Consider the following 17,405-nt stretch of genomic DNA (forward strand, 5'->3'; position numbering starts at 1 on the left):
ATACCTTTTTTACGTGACGGGGAATATATTCATTTTGGCTGATTTTGTGTGTTTTGGAAGGTGGGAAAATCCATGATGTTCGTAGCCGAGCATGCCGCGATAAGCGCCTTGCGCCTGGCTTTTTGCATGTTATCATCAGCCAAAGGCAAGGCATGAAAATGCCTATACGAAAACGTCCAAACGATGAGATATGCCAAAATGACCGATAAACTGACTTCCCTACGCCAAATGACTCAGGTTGTTGCTGACACCGGAGATATCGCGGCAATGAAGTTGTACCAGCCGCAGGATGCGACCACCAACCCGTCACTGATCCTCAGCGCTGCGCAAATTCCTGAATACCGTAAACTGATCGACGAAGCAATCGCCTGGGCACGTGACCAGAGCAGCGATCACGATCAGCAGATTACTGATGCCGCTGACAAACTGGCAGTAAACATCGGTCTGGAAATTCTGAAACTGGTCCCTGGCCGCATTTCAACTGAAGTTGATGCTCGTCTGTCTTACGACACCGACGCGAGCGTGGCTAAAGCTAAACGTCTGATCAAACTGTACAACGACGCGGGTATCACTAACGACCGTATCCTGATCAAACTGGCGTCTACCTGGCAGGGCATCCGCGCTGCAGAGAAACTGGAAAAAGAAGGCATCAACTGTAACCTGACGCTGCTGTTCTCCTTCGCTCAGGCTCGTGCTTGTGCAGAAGCGGGCGTCTTCCTGATTTCTCCATTCGTTGGCCGTATTCTCGACTGGTACAAAGCCAATGGCGACAAAAAAGAGTTCGCGCCGAATGAAGATCCGGGCGTTGTGTCTGTGACCGAAATCTACGAATACTACAAACAGCACGGCTACGAGACTGTCGTGATGGGCGCAAGCTTCCGTAACATCGGCGAAATCATCGAACTGGCTGGCTGTGACCGTCTGACCATCGCACCTGCACTGCTGAAAGAGCTGGCAGAAAGCGAAGGCCCGCTGGAGCGCAAACTGTCCTTCTCTGGTGAAACCAAACCACGTCCTGCGCCACTGACTGAAGCTCAGTTCTACTGGGACCACAACCAGGATCCAATGGCGATCGACAAACTGGCTGACGGCATCCGTAAGTTTGCAATCGACCAGGGTAAACTGGAAAAAATGATTTCTGACCTGCTGTAATCAGCACTCAGTTTCAGCAAAAAGCGGCTCATCAGCCGCTTTTTTTATGCCTGCAATAAAACCCTCGGCCGGTTACCGATATACTGAAGCCTGTGACAATGAAGAAAAATGCTGTGGAGAAATAGCATGGATAAATTACGAATTGGGCTGGTATCGGTATCAGATCGCGCGTCGGGCGGTATTTATCAGGATAAAGGCATTCCGGCACTGGAAGCGTGGCTGGAAAAAGCGCTGATCACGACCTATACGCTGGAAAAAAGATTAATCCCCGATGAGCAGCCTTTGATTGAACAGGCGATCAGTGAGCTGGTGGATGAATGCGGTTGTCATCTGGTGCTGACCACCGGCGGAACCGGCCCGGCGCGTCGCGACGTTACGCCAGACGCTACGCTGGCCGTTGCAGACCGTGAGATGCCGGGCTTTGGTGAGCAGATGCGTCAGATCAGTCTGCACTTTGTGCCGACGGCGATTTTATCGCGCCAGGTGGGCGTGATCCGCAAACAGGCACTGATCCTCAATTTACCCGGCCAGCCAAAATCGATTCAGGAAACGCTGGAAGGGCTGAAAGATGCAGAAGGGAAGGTGATTGTGTCCGGCATTTTTGCCAGCGTGCCTTACTGCATCCAGTTGCTTGATGGCCCTTATGTGGAAACGCACGAGGCGGTTGTAGCAGCTTTTCGCCCGAAAAGTGCCCGTCGCGATACAAAAAACTGAATACCATCACTTTATGAAAATATGCTGACGTAAGATTCAGGCTCACTGGTGTGAAAATTATTTGCCGCTATAGTAATGATTACTTTACATGAGGCGGCAAAACCTTTTTCCCCTTCACACTCTGGTGTCACACGGACTCTTATGCAACACGCACAATCGCGCCGGCTGAACCGGCAGGATTTCAAAACGCTGTCCCTGGCTGCGCTGGGCGGCGCCCTCGAATTCTACGACTTCATCATTTTCGTCTTTTTCGCTGCGGTAATCGGCGATCTTTTCTTCCCTGCAGATATGCCCGACTGGCTGCGTCAGGTTCAGACCTTTGGCATTTTCGCCGCCGGTTATCTGGCACGTCCGTTGGGCGGCATTATCATGGCGCACTTCGGCGATTTAGTTGGCCGCAAGCGCATGTTCAGCCTGAGCATTTTACTGATGGCGCTGCCAACGCTGGCCATGGGGATGCTGCCAACCTATGCCTCAATCGGCATCGCTGCACCGTTATTGCTGTTGTTTATGCGCGTTCTGCAGGGCGCGGCGATTGGCGGAGAAGTGCCGGGTGCCTGGGTCTTTGTGGCAGAACACGTTCCGCGTAACCGTATTGGTTTTGCCTGCGGGACGCTGACCGCCGGGCTGACGGCGGGGATCCTGTTAGGTTCTCTGGTGGCAACCCTGCTTAACAGCGCAATGACGCCTGCGGCGATCAGCGACTTTGGCTGGCGAATTCCGTTCTTCCTCGGCGGTATTTTCGGCCTGTTTGCTATGTATCTGCGTCGCTGGTTGCAGGAGACGCCGATCTTCCTTGAGATGAAGGCGCAGAAAACACTGGCAGAAGATCTGCCGCTGAAATCCGTGGTAGTGAATCATAAAAAAGAGATCGTGGTATCGATGCTGATGACCTGGCTTTTGTCGGCGGGCATTGTGGTGATCATTCTGATGACGCCAACCTGGCTGCAAAAGCAATACGGCATTCCGGCTGCGCAGGCGTTACAGGCGAACAGTCTGGCGACCATCGCTTTGACGTTTGGGTGTATCGCGGCGGGCTGGATTGTTGACCGCTTTGGTGCCAGCAAAACCTTTATCGTGGGCAGCCTGTTCCTTGGCATCTGCAGCTGGTCCTTCTACCATTCTGTGGCCGCAGACTCGTCGATGCTCATGGGTATGTACGCACTGGTAGGGTTCAGCGTCGGGATCGTTGGCGCGGTGCCTTATGTGCTGGTTCGCGCATTCCCGGCTGAAGTCCGTTTTACCGGTATTTCATTCTCGTACAATGTGGCTTACGCCATTTTTGGCGGGCTTACACCGATATTTGTCACGTTGATTATGCGCGTGACGCCGATGGCACCGGCGTATTACGTTCTGGCGTTATCGGCGATCGGCTTGCTGACGGGCATCTATTTAACCCGTGATCTCAACAGTGAGGACAAGACACCGGCCGGTTTTGATCAGCGGGTGACATCCGGGCGTTAATGGCAACCGGGTCTTTCGACGGTAAAAAGATCGGTACTATATCGGTACTACACCGATACTATAAAAGCCAAAGGCCCCGCACAAGCGAGGCCTTTTTAGATCGTGCAGAGGGGAATTATGCCCCGGCGGTTACCGCATTCAGTGCGTGACCGTGAGGTTCGCCAATCGGCAAAATGGTACGACCGTATTGTTCGTTGAGTACTTCAGCCATGGCCAGATAGATTGCGCTGGCGCCGCAGAAAATGCCTTCGAAACCGGCAAAGTGCAGTACGGCGGTGTTGCCCGTCATGTTGCCGAAACACAACAATGCGAACAAAATCGTCAGGCTTGCGAAAACAACCTGCAAACCACGGTTGGCTTTCAGGGTGCCGAAAAACATGAATAAGGTGAAAACGCCCCACAGGCCAAGATACGCGCCGAGGAAACTTTCACTGCTGGCATCAGCCATGCCCATACGTGGCAGCATCAGAATGCCCACCAGGCTCAGCCAGAATGCGCCGTAAGAGGTGAACGCCGTGGTGCCAAAGGTGTTTCCCTTTTTGAATTCCATCATGCCGGCCAGAATCTGAATCAGACCGCCATAGAAAATACCCATGCTCACGATCACCGCCGTCAGCGGGAAGAAGCCTGCATTGTGTAAATTCAACAAGATAGTGGTCATACCGAAGCCCATTAACCCGAGCGGGCCTGGATTTGCCAACGTTTTGCTCTGCATAGATCCTCTGAATAAGAAATATTACGAATAGATAACTGGGGGATATCCGCTTGCGAAATGGGTAAAAACCCCACATATCTTCAGAAGCGCGCGGCATCATAAAGAGGTGGCGGCGGGCAAACATTGATCTGGCGTAACAGCAATCGAAGATTTTTTTTCACTTGTCCCCTTGATGCTGCGCTGCATGGCCCCATCTTATTCCCAACCGCAGTTGTTACCGTCGGGAAAGCCGCGATATCGGGCAGTTGAAATCGAACTATTGAAATCGAAAATATTGCCCGCATATACAGTAACAACATGATCGAATATGAATTTTAAGTGGAGACGTTTAAATGGGTAAAATTATTGGGATCGACCTGGGTACTACCAACTCTTGTGTAGCTATTATGGATGGCACTACTGCACGTGTGCTGGAGAATGCTGAAGGCGACCGCACCACTCCTTCCATCATCGCTTATGCGGCAGATGGCGAGACTCTGGTAGGTTCTCCGGCTAAACGTCAGGCTGTGACTAACCCACAGAACACCCTGTTTGCGATTAAGCGCCTGATTGGCCGTCGCTTCCAGGATGAAGAAGTTCAGCGTGACAAAGGCATCATGCCTTACCAGATCGTAGGCTCCGACAACGGTGACGCCTGGATCGACATCAAAGGCCAGAAAATTGCACCTCCGCAGATCTCTGCTGAAGTGCTGAAGAAAATGAAGAAAACCGCTGAAGATTATCTGGGTGAACCCGTTACTGAAGCTGTTATCACCGTACCTGCATACTTCAACGATGCACAGCGTCAGGCAACCAAAGATGCTGGCCGTATCGCAGGTCTGGAAGTAAAACGTATTATCAACGAACCTACCGCAGCGGCACTGGCTTATGGCCTGGATCGCGAAGTCGGTAACCGCACTATCGCGGTATACGACCTGGGTGGTGGTACTTTCGATATTTCCATCATCGAAATTGATGAAGTAGATGGCGAAAAAACCTTCGAAGTTCTGGCAACCAACGGTGACACTCACCTCGGTGGTGAAGACTTCGACAGCCGTCTGATCAACTACCTGGTTGAAGAGTTCAAGAAAGAACAAGGTATGGATCTGCGTAATGATCCGCTGGCGATGCAACGTCTGAAAGAAGCGGCTGAGAAAGCGAAGATTGAATTGTCTTCTGCTCAGCAAACTGACGTGAATCTGCCGTACATCACAGCAGATGCGACCGGTCCTAAGCACATGAACATCAAAGTGACCCGTGCAAAACTGGAATCTTTGGTTGAAGACCTGGTTAACCGTTGTATCGATCCGCTGAAAGTCGCGCTGAAAGACGCAGGTCTGTCAGTGTCTGACATTCAGGACGTGATCCTGGTCGGTGGTCAGACGCGTATGCCAATGGTTCAGAAGAAAGTAGCTGAATTCTTTGGTAAAGAACCACGTAAAGACGTGAACCCGGACGAAGCTGTTGCTATTGGTGCAGCGGTTCAGGGTGGTGTGTTGGCAGGTGATGTGAAAGACGTTCTGCTGCTGGACGTTACTCCGTTGTCACTGGGTATCGAAACCATGGGCAGCGTAATGACGCCGCTTATCACCAAAAACACCACCATCCCGACAAAACACAGCCAGGTGTTCTCTACTGCGGAAGACAACCAGTCTGCAGTGACCATCCATGTGTTGCAGGGTGAGCGTAAACGTTCAAGCGATAACAAATCTCTGGGTCAATTCAACCTGGACGGTATTCAGGCAGCGCCGCGCGGTCAGGCACAGATCGAAGTGACCTTCGACCTTGACGCCGACGGTATCCTGCACGTGTCTGCGAAAGACAAGACTACCGGCCGTGAGCAGAAGATCACCATTAAGGCATCTTCTGGTCTGACGGAAGAAGAAATCCAGAAAATGGTCAATGATGCCGAAGCGAATGCTGAGTCTGACCGTAAGTTCGAAGAACTGGTCCAGACCCGCAATCAGGCGGATCACCTGATCCACGGTACCCGTAAGCAACTGGAAGAAGCCGGCGACAAACTGCCAGCGGAAGACAAAACCGCCGTTGAAGAAGCCCTGCAAGCACTGGAAGTTTCTGCTAAAGGTGAAGACAAGGCTGATATCGAAGCGAAAATCCAGGCGCTGGTACAGGTTTCCGGTAAGCTGATGGAAATGGCTCAGCAGCAGGGTCAGGCTGAAGGCGGCGATAACAGCGCTCAGAAAGATGACGACGTTGTTGACGCTGAATTCGAAGAAGTCAAAGACAAGAAATAATCGCCCTTAAGCGGGCACAGTAAGAGTTCATTACTGAAAACCAGCACGGGCGTCGAGGAAACTCTGCGCCCGTGCACGCATGTTGAGGGTAGGTTAAAGCATGGCGAAGCAAGATTTTTATGAGATTTTAGGCGTATCCAAAACAGCGGATGAGCGTGAAATCAAAAAGGCCTACAAGCGCCTGGCGATGAAGCATCACCCTGACCGCAATCAGGGCGATAAAGCCTCTGAAACTAAATTTAAAGAAATTAAAGAAGCGTATGAAATTCTGACCGATGCGCAAAAGCGTGCGGCCTATGACCAGTACGGTCATGCAGCCTTTGAACAAGGTGGCATGGGCGGCGGTGGTGGCTACGGCGGTGGCGGCGGTGCAGATTTCAGCGACATCTTTGGTGACGTCTTTGGCGACATCTTTGGCGGCGGTCGCCGTCAGCGTGCAAGCCGGGGATCAGACCTGCGTTACAACATGGATCTGACTCTGGAAGAGGCCGTTCGTGGTGTCACCAAAGAAATCCGCATTCCTACGCTGGATGAATGTGACGTCTGCCACGGCAGCGGCGCGAAAGCGGGCAGCTCTCCGGCCACCTGTCCAACCTGCCATGGTGCGGGTCAGGTTCAGATGCGTCAGGGCTTCTTCACCGTGCAGCAGGCGTGTCCGACCTGTCAGGGGCGCGGTAAGGTCATCAAAGATCCTTGCAGCAAATGTCACGGTCATGGCCGCGTAGAGCGTTCGAAAACCTTGTCCGTGAAAATCCCTGCGGGTGTAGACACCGGCGACCGTATCCGTCTTGAAGGCGAAGGCGAAGCGGGCGAGCATGGTGCACCGTCAGGCGATCTGTACGTTCAGGTTCAGGTTAAAGCGCACAAAATCTTTGAGCGTGAAGGCAACAACCTGTACTGCGAAGTGCCCATCAACTTCGCTATGGCTGCACTGGGTGGCGAAATCGAAGTTCCAACGCTCGATGGCCGCGTGAGCCTGAAAATTCCTGCTGAAACGCAAACAGGCAAGATGTTCCGTATGCGCGGACGCGGTGTGAAATCCGTGCGTGGCGGTGCTCAGGGCGATTTAATGTGCCGCGTTGTTGTTGAAACGCCGGTCAGCCTGAGCGACAAACAGAAGCAGTTGCTGCGTGATCTGGAAGAAAGTTTTGGTGGCGTCTCGGGCGAGAAAAACAGCCCGCGCTCTAAAAGCTTCCTGGACGGCGTGAAAAAGTTCTTCGATGATCTGACCCGCTAATCCCGCGCTGATTACAGCGACGGAAAGCCAGACAAAATCCCCGGCAGCGGTTGACGCTCCGGGGATTTTTTTATGGGTCAAAACAGGCAAAAGCCTGAAATCCAATGATTCGTAAAAACCGAGTTATACTGCAGAAATAATCGAATTTTTACGAAGTGAGTCTTTGCGTACAATTCGGTCATTCCATTGTGGCATCCCTTTTGCGCCACGGTTTTTCTACAGGAGAGTCAGAATGTCGAATATTATTCGTCAGTTTTTACGGATGGAAGCCGCCGGAGGAGTGGTGCTGATCGTCGCGGCTATCGTGGCATTGATCATGGCGAACAGCCCGTGGCAGGGGGCTTATCAGGCATTTCTGGATATTCCCGTTACGCTACGTTTTTCAGAACTGCTGATCGATAAACCTCTTTTACTCTGGATCAATGACGGCCTGATGGCGGTGTTTTTCCTGATGATCGGGCTGGAAGTGAAGCGCGAGCTGTGCGAGGGCGCGCTGGCAAATCGTGAACAGGCGCTATTCCCGGCAATTGCCGCTCTGGGCGGAATGATTGTGCCTGCGCTAATCTACTTACTGTTTAACGGTAGTGATGAGATCGCTCGTCAGGGATGGGCCATTCCTGCGGCCACCGATATTGCTTTTGCGCTTGGGGTGATGGCGCTGCTGGGTTCACGTGTACCGACAGGGCTGAAAGTATTTTTACTGGCGCTGGCAATCATTGATGACCTCGGTGCGATCGTCATCATTGCACTGTTTTACAGCCATGATGTCTCTGTGCTGGCGCTGGGGCTGTCCGCGGTCTGCATCGGGGTGTTGGCCTTCATGAACTGGCGGGGAGTGACCAGACTGACGCCTTACCTCGTTGTGGGCGCCGTGTTCTGGGTATGCGTACTTAAGTCTGGCGTACACGCCACCCTGGCAGGAGTGATCCTCGGGTTCCTGATCCCGCTGAACACCAAAGAAAATAAACCATCCCCGGCGCGTCGCCTTGAGCATGGCATTCATCCTTATGTCGCCTGGTTTATTTTGCCTGTCTTTGCTTTTGCCAATGCGGGGATCTCATTGCAGGGTGTATCGGTATCCGGTGCTTTTTCCCTGTTGCCTTTGGGCATCGCTGCCGGATTACTGCTCGGTAAGCCGTTGGGTATCATCCTTTTCAGCGGTGTCGCCCTGAAGTTGGGCGTAACCCGTTTGCCGTCGGGAATTACGTTTAGCCAGATTGCTGCTGTGTCTGTGTTGTGCGGTATCGGTTTCACCATGTCGATTTTTATCGGCTCACTGGCCTTCGCTACACGTGACCCGGCACTGCTGACCTACGCGAAAATGGGCATCCTGATGGGGTCTGTGGCTTCGGCGGTATTAGGTTACTTACTGTTAAGCCGCTCTTTGCCAAAGAAAGCCCTCAAATAATGATGAAGGTGCAGCGCGTCCCGCGGCGTGCTGCGCTTTTATTTTCCAGGAACGGATAAAACATGCCTCATATTAACTACAACCATTTGTATTATTTTTGGCACGTCTGTAAATCAGGTTCTGTCGTCGGAGCCGCAGAGGCCCTGTATCTGACGCCGCAGACCATCACCGGGCAGATAAAATCCCTTGAGGAACGTTTAGGCGGCAAGCTTTTTAAACGTCAGGGGCGCGGTCTGGTGCCGTCTGAGCTGGGACAACTGGTTTATCGCTACGCTGATAAAATGTTCACGCTGAGCCAGGAAATGCTGGATATCGTGAATTATCGCAAAGAGTCGAGTTTGCTGTTTGACGTTGGGGTAGCGGATGCGCTGTCGAAACGGCTGGTCAGTCGCGTGCTGGAAGCCGCCGTACCGGCTAACGCGCAGATTCATCTGCGCTGCTTTGAATCCACCCACGAAATGCTGCTGGAACAACTGAGCCTGCATAAGCTGGATATGATCCTGTCGGACTGTCCGGTGGATTCGACGCAGCAGGAAGGGTTGTTTTCAGTCAAGCTGGGAGAAAGCCCAATCAGTTTCTTTTGCTGCAAACCCCCTGCGGGTTTTGATTTCCCTGCCTGCCTGGAGCAACGTTCTCTGCTGATCCCGGGACGTCGCTCAATGCTGGGGCGCAAGCTGCTCAACTGGTTTAACACGCAGGGTTTGAAAGTGAATATTTTGGGGGAGTTTGACGATGCTGCCCTGATGAAAGCTTTCGGCATGAACAATGACGCGATATTTGTTGCCCCAGCGATTTACTCTTCGACTGAGTTTCAGGACGAGAACATTGTTGAAGTGGGACGTGTCGAGGGGATTCTGGAAGAGTACTACGTGATTTTTGCCGAACGTATGATCCAGCATCCGTCGGTGCAAAGGATTTGCCACACGGATTTTTCAACACTGTTTGAGGGATAGTTCAGGCAAATCTCAACATTCAGGTATAAAAAAACCGGCGTTAGCCGGTTTTTTTATCAAGCATATCAGCGTAATGCAATTATTGCATTGCGTTGATTTGCGCAGTCAGGTTTGACTTATGACGCGCTGCTTTGTTCTTGTGGATCAGGCCTTTACAAGACTGACGATCCACAATTGGTTGCATTTCGTTAAATGCATTTTGTGCAGCAGCTTTGTCGCCTGCTGCAATAGCCGTGTATACCTTCTTGATAAAGGTACGCATCATTGAACGGCGGCTCGCGTTATGCTTACGACGTTTTTCTGACTGTACGGCGCGTTTCTTAGCTGATTTGATATTAGCCAAGGCCAACTCCCAAATATTTTTCTATTGATGAACAATTCAAAGGCCGAGGAATATGCCTTTTCGGTCTTCTGTTGTCAACGGATTTGTGCAAATAAGCGTCGTTTTAAAGTGTGAACTTCAATCGTCGCTTGTTACGTTGTGATGGCGCAGGATTTTAACAGCTTCCGGCATCGGAATACAGTCTTTCGCGAGAAAAATCGACAGGAGAGTGTACAAACTGCCCACGGCGGCCATTAACGCTTTGTTTATGCGAAAAGTCACGCATTCCCTGCACGAAAAGAAAGATTTTCGTCGCCACACACTCATTTGAACCGCAATATCTGCGGTATGCAAGAGAGAATGGTGTGATCCTGCTAATCGCTGGTTAACCTTGGGGGCTGTACAAGGTATAATCCGCCGATTTCCATCTTTATGAGTCAGCATTGGATTTGAGCCAGCTATGGAGCTAATTCGCGGAATACACAATATTCGAGCACGCCATCATGGATGTGTGCTGACTATTGGCAATTTTGATGGTGTACACCGTGGTCACCAGGCCCTGATTGAACAGCTAAAGCTGGAAGGTCAACGTCTGGGGCTGCCGGTGATGGTCATGATATTTGAACCACAGCCGCTGGAACTGTTTGCAGGGGATAAAGCGCCTGCTCGTTTAACCAGCCTGCGTGACAAAGCCAAATATCTGGCTGAGTGCGGCGTGGATTATCTTTTATGTGTGCACTTTGAGCCGCGGTTCGCTGCGCACATGGCACAGGCGTTTGTCTCACAGCTGTTGGTCGAAAAGCTGGGCGTTAAATTCCTGACCGTTGGGGATGACTTCCGCTTTGGTGCCGGTCGTTTGGGCGATTTTGAACTGTTGCAGAAAGCCGGAAAAGAGTATGGCTTTGAAGTGATCAGTACACAGACGTTCCGCGAAGGCGGTAACCGTATCAGCAGCACGGCAATCCGCGATGCGCTGCGTGACGATGACTTAGCACTGGCCGAAAATTTACTGGGCCATCCGTTCAGTATTTCAGGTCGCGTCGTCCACGGTGACAAACTGGGGCGCACGATTGGCTTCCCGACGGCTAACGTGCCGTTAAAACGCGTTGTTTCACCGGTTCGCGGCGTGTATGCCGTGGAAGTTCTTGGCCTGGGCCCGGAACCTTTGCCGGGCGTCGCCAATATTGGTATTCGTCCGACGGTCGGTGGCGTGCGCAAGCAGTTGGAAGTTCACCTGCTCGACACCACATTAGATTTATACGGGCGCCACATTGACGTGGTGCTTCGCGCAAAATTGCGCAATGAACAGCGTTTCTCCTCGCTTGATGCTTTAAAGCAACAAATTGCGAACGATGAGGTGACGGCCCGGGAATTCTTCGGGTTAAAGACACCACGCTAAACTTGTACTGACAGGCGTGTAACAAAGCCTGGAATCCAGCCGAAAACGGAACCGAGAATCTATGAGTGACTACAAGAACACCCTGAATTTGCCGGAAACAGGGTTCCCGATGCGTGGCGATCTGGCCAAGCGTGAACCTGACATGCTGAAAAATTGGTATGACCAGGATCTGTACGGGATTATTCGTGCTGCCAAGAAAGGCAAGAAAACCTTTATTTTGCATGACGGCCCTCCGTATGCGAACGGCAGCATTCATATTGGTCACTCAGTCAACAAAATTCTTAAAGACATGATCGTTAAGTCCAAAGGGCTGGCGGGCTTCGATGCGCCTTATGTACCGGGCTGGGACTGTCATGGTCTGCCAATCGAGCTGAAAGTCGAACAACTGATCGGTAAGCCGGGCGAGAAAGTGACCGCCGCGGAATTCCGTCAGGCGTGCCGTAAATATGCTGCAGAACAGGTTGAAGGTCAGAAGAAAGACTTCATCCGTCTGGGCGTGCTGGGCGACTGGGATCATCCGTACCTGACCATGGACTTCAACACTGAAGCCAACATCATCCGTGCGCTGGGCAAAATCATCGGTAACGGTCACCTGCACAAAGGCGCTAAGCCGGTTCACTGGTGTACAGATTGTGGTTCATCACTGGCTGAAGCCGAAGTGGAGTATTACGACAAAAGCTCCCCTTCTATTGATGTGATGTTCAATGCAACCGATGCGGCTGCGGTGGCGGCGAAATTCGGCGCGACGTCCTTTAACGGCCCGATTTCACTGGTTATCTGGACCACCACGCCGTGGACCATGCCAGCAAACCGTGCGATTTCACTCAACGCTGAGTTCTCCTATCAGCTGGTGCAGATTGACGGCCAGTGCGTGATTCTGGCAACCGATCTGGTTGAAAGCGTCATGAAACGCGCAGGCGTTGCACAATGGACCGTACTGGGCGAGTGCAAAGGTGCCGATCTCGAATTGCTGCGCTTCAAACATCCGTTCCTTGGTTTCGACGTTCCGGCGATCCTCGGTGATCACGTGACCCTCGATGCCGGTACCGGCGCCGTGCACACTGCACCTGGCCATGGCCCGGATGACTTTGTTATCGGCCAGAAATACGGTCTGGAAGTGGCAAACCCGGTGGGGCCGAACGGTTGCTACCTGCCTGGCACATACCCGACGCTGGACGGTAAATTCGTCTTTAAAGCCAACGATCTGATTGTTGAGCTACTGCGTGAAAAAGGCGCATTGCTGCACGTTGAGAAAATCACGCACAGCTATCCGTGCTGCTGGCGTCACAAAACACCGATCATCTTCCGCGCTACGCCACAATGGTTCATCAGCATGGATCAGAAAGGCCTGCGTCAGCAGTCTCTGGAAGAGATCAAAGGCGTGCAGTGGATCCCTGACTGGGGCCAGGCACGCATCGAAAATATGGTCGCTAACCGTCCTGACTGGTGTATTTCCCGTCAGCGTACGTGGGGCGTCCCGATGTCCTTGTTCGTTCATAAAGACACAGAACAACTGCATCCGCGCAGCCTTGAGCTGATGGAAGAAGTCGCGAAGCGTGTTGAAGTGGACGGCATTCAGGCGTGGTGGGATTTGAACCCGGAAGACATTCTGGGTGCTGACGCTGCTGATTACGTGAAGGTGCCGGATACGCTGGACGTCTGGTTTGACTCCGGTTCCACACACTCTTCCGTTGTGGATGTGCGTCCTGAGTTCAACGGTCACGAGCCTGATCTGTATCTGGAAGGTTCTGACCAGCATCGCGGCTGGTTCATGTCTTCACTGATGATTTCCACGGCGATGAAAGGCAAAGCGCCTTACAAGCAAGTGTTGACTCACGGCTTCACCGTCGATGGTCAGGGCCGTAAAATGTCTAAATCCATCGGCAACACCATTGCGCCTCAGGACGTGATGAATAAGCTGGGTGGCGACATTCTGCGTCTGTGGGTTGCGTCTACGGACTACACTGGCGAAATCGCCGTGTCCGATGAAATCCTCAAACGTGCTGCTGATTCTTACCGCCGTATCCGTAACACCGCGCGCTTCCTGCTGGCGAACCTTAACGGTTTCGATCCTGCGTTGCACAGCGTAGCTCCGGAAGAAATGGTCGTACTGGATCGCTGGGCCGTTGGCCGCGCGAAAGCCGCTCAGGAAGAGATCATTGCTGCGTATGAAGCCTATGATTTCCATGGCGTTGTACAACGTCTGATGCAGTTCTGCTCGATCGAAATGGGTTCCTTCTACCTCGATATCATTAAAGATCGCCAGTACACCGCGAAAAGCGACAGCGTTGCCCGCCGCAGCTGCCAGACCGCGCTTTATCATATCTGTGAAGCACTGGTTCGCTGGATGGCACCGATCATGTCCTTCACTGCAGACGAGATCTGGGCTGAATTGCCAGGCAAACGTGAGAAGTTCGTCTTCACCGAAGAGTGGTACGACGGTCTGTTTGGCCTGATCGGTAACGAATCCATGAACGATGCGTTCTGGGATGAGTTGCTGAAAGTTCGTGGCGAAGTGAACAAAGTGATCGAACAGGCTCGTGCAGATAAACGTCTCGGTGGTTCTCTGGAAGCTGCTGTCACCTTGTACGCAGACGACGCGCTGGCCACTGACCTGCGTTCACTGGGCAATGAACTGCGTTTCGTCTTGCTGACCTCCGGTGCGAAAGTCGCAGCGCTGTCAGAAGCCGACGATTCCGCTCAGGCCAGTGAATTGCTTAAAGGCCTGAAGATCGGCCTGGCAAAAGCCGAGGGCGATAAATGCCCGCGCTGCTGGCATTTCACTACCGATATTGGGCAGAACGCGGAACACAGCGACATCTGCGGCCGTTGTGTTACTAACATTGCCGGCGACGGCGAAGAGCGTAAGTTTGCATAATGAGTAAACCTCTCAGTTCTACCGGACTCCGCTGGCTGTGGCTGGCGGTTCTCGTCGTTATCGTCGATCTCGGCAGTAAGTTTATGGTCATGGGGCATTTTCAGCTCGGTGAATCTCTGCCGCTGATCCCGTTCTTTAACCTGACCTACGCCCATAACCCGGGCGCAGCGTTCAGTTTCCTCGCGGATAAAGGCGGCTGGCAGCGCTGGTTCTTTACTGCCATCGCGTTGGTGATTGTGGTCGTTCTGCTGGTACTGATGTATCGCAGCAGCGCGAAACAGCGCATGAATAACATTGCTTTTGCGATGATTATTGGTGGCGCGCTGGGCAACATGTTCGACCGCATGGTGCACGGTTTCGTGATCGACTTTATTGATTTCTACGTGAATGACTGGCATTACCCGATCTTCAACCTGGCCGACAGCTTTATCTGCGTCGGTGCGGTGCTGGTCGTGCTGGAAGGTTTCCTCGCGAAACCGAACGAAGCGACGAAGAGCAAAGGATAAGAAGCATGTCTCAACAGGTGAAACACGACAGCGCCGTACTGGTGCATTTTACGTTAAAGCTGGAAGACGGCTCGACGGCAGAATCTACCCGCGCCAACGGGAAACCTGCGCTGTTTCGCCTCGGCGATGGCAGTTTGTCTGACGCGCTGGAGAATCAGCTTTCAGGGCTGAGTGTCGGGGATAAACATGCGTTTACCCTGTCACCGGAATCTGCATTCGGCACGAAAAGCCCGGATTTGGTTCAGTTCTTCTCGCGCCGTGACTTCCAGGAAACAGGGGTGCCGGATGTCGGCACCATCATGCTGTTCAGTGGTCGTGACGGTAACGAAATGCCGGGTGTGGTGCGCGAAGTGACAGAAGATTCAATCACTGTTGATTTCAACCATCCGCTGGCGGGACAGTACATTGATTTCGATATCGAAGTGCTGGAAATCGACCCGCAACTGGAGGAGAAACATGCAGATATTGCTGGCTAACCCGCGCGGATTTTGTGCGGGCGTTGATCGTGCCATCAGCATTGTGGAACGTGCGCTGGAATTATATGGCGCACCGATTTATGTCCGTCATGAAGTGGTGCACAACCGCTACGTGGTCGACAGCCTGCGTCAGCGCGGCGCGATTTTTATCGAGCAAATCAGTGAAGTGCCCGACGGTTCGATCCTGATTTTCTCCGCCCACGGTGTTTCGCAGGCGGTGCGTGCGCAAGCAAAAGCCCGTGACCTGACCATGCTGTTTGACGCGACCTGTCCGCTGGTGACCAAAGTGCATATGGAAGTGGCACGCGCCAGCCGTAAAGGGACAGAAGCGATACTGATTGGTCACGCCGGTCATCCTGAAGTGGAAGGCACCATGGGCCAGTACAGCAATCCGAAAGGGGGCATGTACCTGGTTGAAGCGCCGGAAGATGTGTACAAATTGCAGGTCAAGGACGAAACCAACCTGTGCTTTATGACGCAAACTACGCTTTCTGTGGATGACACTTCGGCGATCATCGATGCCCTGCGCGATCGCTTCCCGAAAATCATCGGGCCGCGTAAAGACGATATTTGCTACGCAACGACTAACCGTCAGGAAGCCGTGCGAACGCTTGCCGATGGCGCAGATGTGGTGCTGGTGGTGGGGTCGAAAAACTCATCCAACTCCAACCGTCTGGCTGAACTGGCGCAGCGCGTTGGCGTGCCGTCCTATCTGATCGATTCTGCGGCAGATATTCAGGAAAGCTGGCTGAAGGACGCGAAAAGCATTGGTGTGACAGCAGGCGCATCAGCACCGGATATCCTGGTGCAGGATGTGATCAACAAACTAAAAACGTTTGGTGGTCTGGATGTGATTAACATCGAAGGGCGCGAAGAAAATATTGTTTTCGAAGTGCCAAAAGAACTGCGCGTGGATGTGAAACAGATCGACTGATTTTCACAGGTCCCTGCAATAATAAAAAAAACCGGCTCAATCGTGGCCGGTTTTTTATTTTCTGCGTCTGCATCATCGCTGCTTAAGGCTTTTGCAGTTTGAACAGATTCTGCGGTGCGCCAACGGTTGAGGTTTGAACGTGCAATAACGCCCCTTCCAGCGCATGGGGTGCTTCAAGGGTTTTGCGCGCAGAAGTGATGTAAAGCTCAGTCATGTCCGGCCCGCCAAACGTACAGCAACTCGGTTGTGTCACCGGGACAGGGGCGGTGTCCAGAGTCAGTAATTCACCCTGATTGATTTGCTGGCGTAACAAGCAATGTGACCCCCAGCAGGCGGTGATCAGCCAGCCATTTTGAGCCAGTGCGGAACCGTCGGGAGATTTATCGCCGGAAGAGAAGCAGGAGATTTTTTGCGGATTGATACGGCGTGCATTAGCAGAATAGAAGCGGTTTTTTCGGGTATCAGCGAACCAGACCTTGCCTTCATACCAGACCAGCGTATTAGTTATCCCGACGTTATCGAGCATCATTTCTGGCGCATCGGCTCCTGCTTCATAGCGATACCAGGCCCCGTTATTCTTTTCTTCTTTGAGGTCCAGCGTGCCAAACCACAGAGAACCATCCGGCGCGATTGCTGCTTCATTCGGGCGAGTACCTTCTGCACCGAAATAACCGCAGATTGTCTGACGGCTTTTCAGATCGTAATCGTAGAGATGGATGCCGTCGATCGAAACCAGTAAAAACAGATTACGTTTCTCCGTCAGCAGGACGGCACTGGTGATGCTCGGCAGATCGTGGATTTCAGTTTTTTTGGTTTCAGGCCAGTAGCGCAACACACGTTGAGCAAGAATATCGACCCATAACAACGATTGAGTGCGCTGGCACCAGACGGGGGTTTCACCCAATTCGGCTCGATAATCGCCAACGGCGGTCACGTCGGACCGGAATAATGCTGACATCGTAAAGCTCTCCTGAGGGATAGGCTGTGGCAGCATTCAGTCTAGTCCTGCTTTG

Annotated in this window: 15 protein-coding genes; 12 read left to right on the forward strand and 3 right to left on the reverse strand. The window is 52.5% G+C overall.

The features are described from left to right. The first annotated feature begins 198 nt into the window (after positions 1-198). The 3 genes from tal (at position 199) to ACQZQY_RS08410 (ending at position 3,330) form a co-directional block, all read left to right on the forward strand. Positions 199-1,152, forward strand: coding sequence for a transaldolase (gene tal, locus ACQZQY_RS08400; protein WP_056777212.1), 954 nt, complete (start codon positions 199-201; stop codon positions 1,150-1,152). Between the two features lie 126 nt (positions 1,153-1,278). Beyond that, positions 1,279-1,866 (forward strand): molybdopterin adenylyltransferase, encoded by a 588-nt coding sequence (gene mog, locus ACQZQY_RS08405; protein ID WP_056776763.1) that lies wholly within the window; start codon positions 1,279-1,281, stop codon positions 1,864-1,866. A 141-nt stretch (positions 1,867-2,007) separates the two neighbouring features. Further along, the gene (locus ACQZQY_RS08410; RefSeq protein WP_056776766.1) at positions 2,008-3,330 is read left to right on the forward strand and encodes an MFS transporter; all 1,323 of its coding nucleotides are present in this window, start codon (positions 2,008-2,010) and stop codon (positions 3,328-3,330) included. A gap of 115 nt (positions 3,331-3,445) precedes the next feature. Here ACQZQY_RS08410 and satP read toward each other — a convergent pair whose 3' ends face one another. Continuing rightward, positions 3,446-4,045: an acetate uptake transporter gene (satP, locus tag ACQZQY_RS08415; protein WP_056776769.1), complete on the reverse strand. Its 600-nt coding sequence runs from the start codon at positions 4,043-4,045 to the stop codon at positions 3,446-3,448. Positions 4,046-4,377: 332 nt separating this feature from the next. Between satP and dnaK the strand changes: the two genes are divergently transcribed. The 4 genes from dnaK to nhaR all read left to right on the forward strand — a co-directional run bounded on the left by dnaK (position 4,378) and on the right by nhaR (position 9,877). Further along, a complete protein-coding gene (gene dnaK / locus ACQZQY_RS08420; RefSeq protein WP_056776772.1) occupies positions 4,378-6,279 on the forward strand; it encodes a molecular chaperone DnaK in 1,902 nt (633 codons plus the stop codon). A gap of 100 nt (positions 6,280-6,379) precedes the next feature. Then, complete coding sequence (gene dnaJ, locus ACQZQY_RS08425) at positions 6,380-7,516, forward strand: molecular chaperone DnaJ (RefSeq protein ID WP_056776775.1); 1,137 nt, start codon at positions 6,380-6,382, stop codon at positions 7,514-7,516. A 232-nt stretch (positions 7,517-7,748) separates the two neighbouring features. After that, a complete protein-coding gene (gene nhaA, locus ACQZQY_RS08430; RefSeq protein WP_122094222.1) occupies positions 7,749-8,924 on the forward strand; it encodes a Na+/H+ antiporter NhaA in 1,176 nt (391 codons plus the stop codon). A gap of 62 nt (positions 8,925-8,986) precedes the next feature. Next, positions 8,987-9,877 (forward strand): transcriptional activator NhaR, encoded by an 891-nt coding sequence (gene nhaR, locus ACQZQY_RS08435; RefSeq protein ID WP_431296929.1) that lies wholly within the window; start codon positions 8,987-8,989, stop codon positions 9,875-9,877. A 79-nt stretch (positions 9,878-9,956) separates the two neighbouring features. Here nhaR and rpsT read toward each other — a convergent pair whose 3' ends face one another. Next, on the reverse strand, positions 9,957-10,220 hold the full coding sequence (gene rpsT, locus ACQZQY_RS08440; protein WP_056776784.1) for a 30S ribosomal protein S20: 264 nt from the start codon (positions 10,218-10,220) through the stop codon (positions 9,957-9,959). 439 nt (positions 10,221-10,659) lie between these two features. Here rpsT and ribF point away from each other — a divergent pair, with 439 nt between their 5' ends. The 5 genes from ribF to ispH all read left to right on the forward strand — a co-directional run bounded on the left by ribF (position 10,660) and on the right by ispH (position 16,392). Then, positions 10,660-11,598, forward strand: a complete 939-nt coding sequence (gene ribF / locus ACQZQY_RS08445) for a bifunctional riboflavin kinase/FAD synthetase (protein WP_431296930.1) — start codon at positions 10,660-10,662, stop codon at positions 11,596-11,598. Positions 11,599-11,659: 61 nt separating this feature from the next. After that, positions 11,660-14,476 carry an isoleucine--tRNA ligase gene (gene ileS / locus ACQZQY_RS08450; RefSeq protein WP_122094220.1) on the forward strand — a complete coding sequence of 939 codons (2,817 nt, stop codon included), beginning with the start codon at positions 11,660-11,662 and terminating at the stop codon, positions 14,474-14,476. Continuing rightward, on the forward strand, positions 14,476-14,982 hold the full coding sequence (gene lspA, locus ACQZQY_RS08455) for a signal peptidase II (protein ID WP_056776793.1): 507 nt from the start codon (positions 14,476-14,478) through the stop codon (positions 14,980-14,982). The genes ileS and lspA overlap by 1 nt, the downstream gene beginning before the upstream one ends. A gap of 5 nt (positions 14,983-14,987) precedes the next feature. Next, positions 14,988-15,458: an FKBP-type peptidyl-prolyl cis-trans isomerase gene (gene fkpB, locus ACQZQY_RS08460; RefSeq protein ID WP_056776797.1), complete on the forward strand. Its 471-nt coding sequence runs from the start codon at positions 14,988-14,990 to the stop codon at positions 15,456-15,458. Then, the gene (ispH, locus tag ACQZQY_RS08465) at positions 15,439-16,392 is read left to right on the forward strand and encodes a 4-hydroxy-3-methylbut-2-enyl diphosphate reductase (protein WP_056776801.1); all 954 of its coding nucleotides are present in this window, start codon (positions 15,439-15,441) and stop codon (positions 16,390-16,392) included. Before fkpB ends, ispH begins: the two co-directional genes overlap by 20 nt. A gap of 82 nt (positions 16,393-16,474) precedes the next feature. On the opposite strand, the gene ACQZQY_RS08470 is transcribed toward ispH, so the two are convergent. Then, positions 16,475-17,350 (reverse strand): SMP-30/gluconolactonase/LRE family protein, encoded by an 876-nt coding sequence (locus tag ACQZQY_RS08470; RefSeq protein WP_421670567.1) that lies wholly within the window; start codon positions 17,348-17,350, stop codon positions 16,475-16,477. Positions 17,351-17,405 lie beyond the last annotated feature (55 nt).

This window comes from Rahnella sp. PAMC25559, from assembly GCF_050632365.1.
In the GTDB taxonomy this organism is placed as follows: domain Bacteria; phylum Pseudomonadota; class Gammaproteobacteria; order Enterobacterales; family Enterobacteriaceae; genus Rahnella; species Rahnella rivi.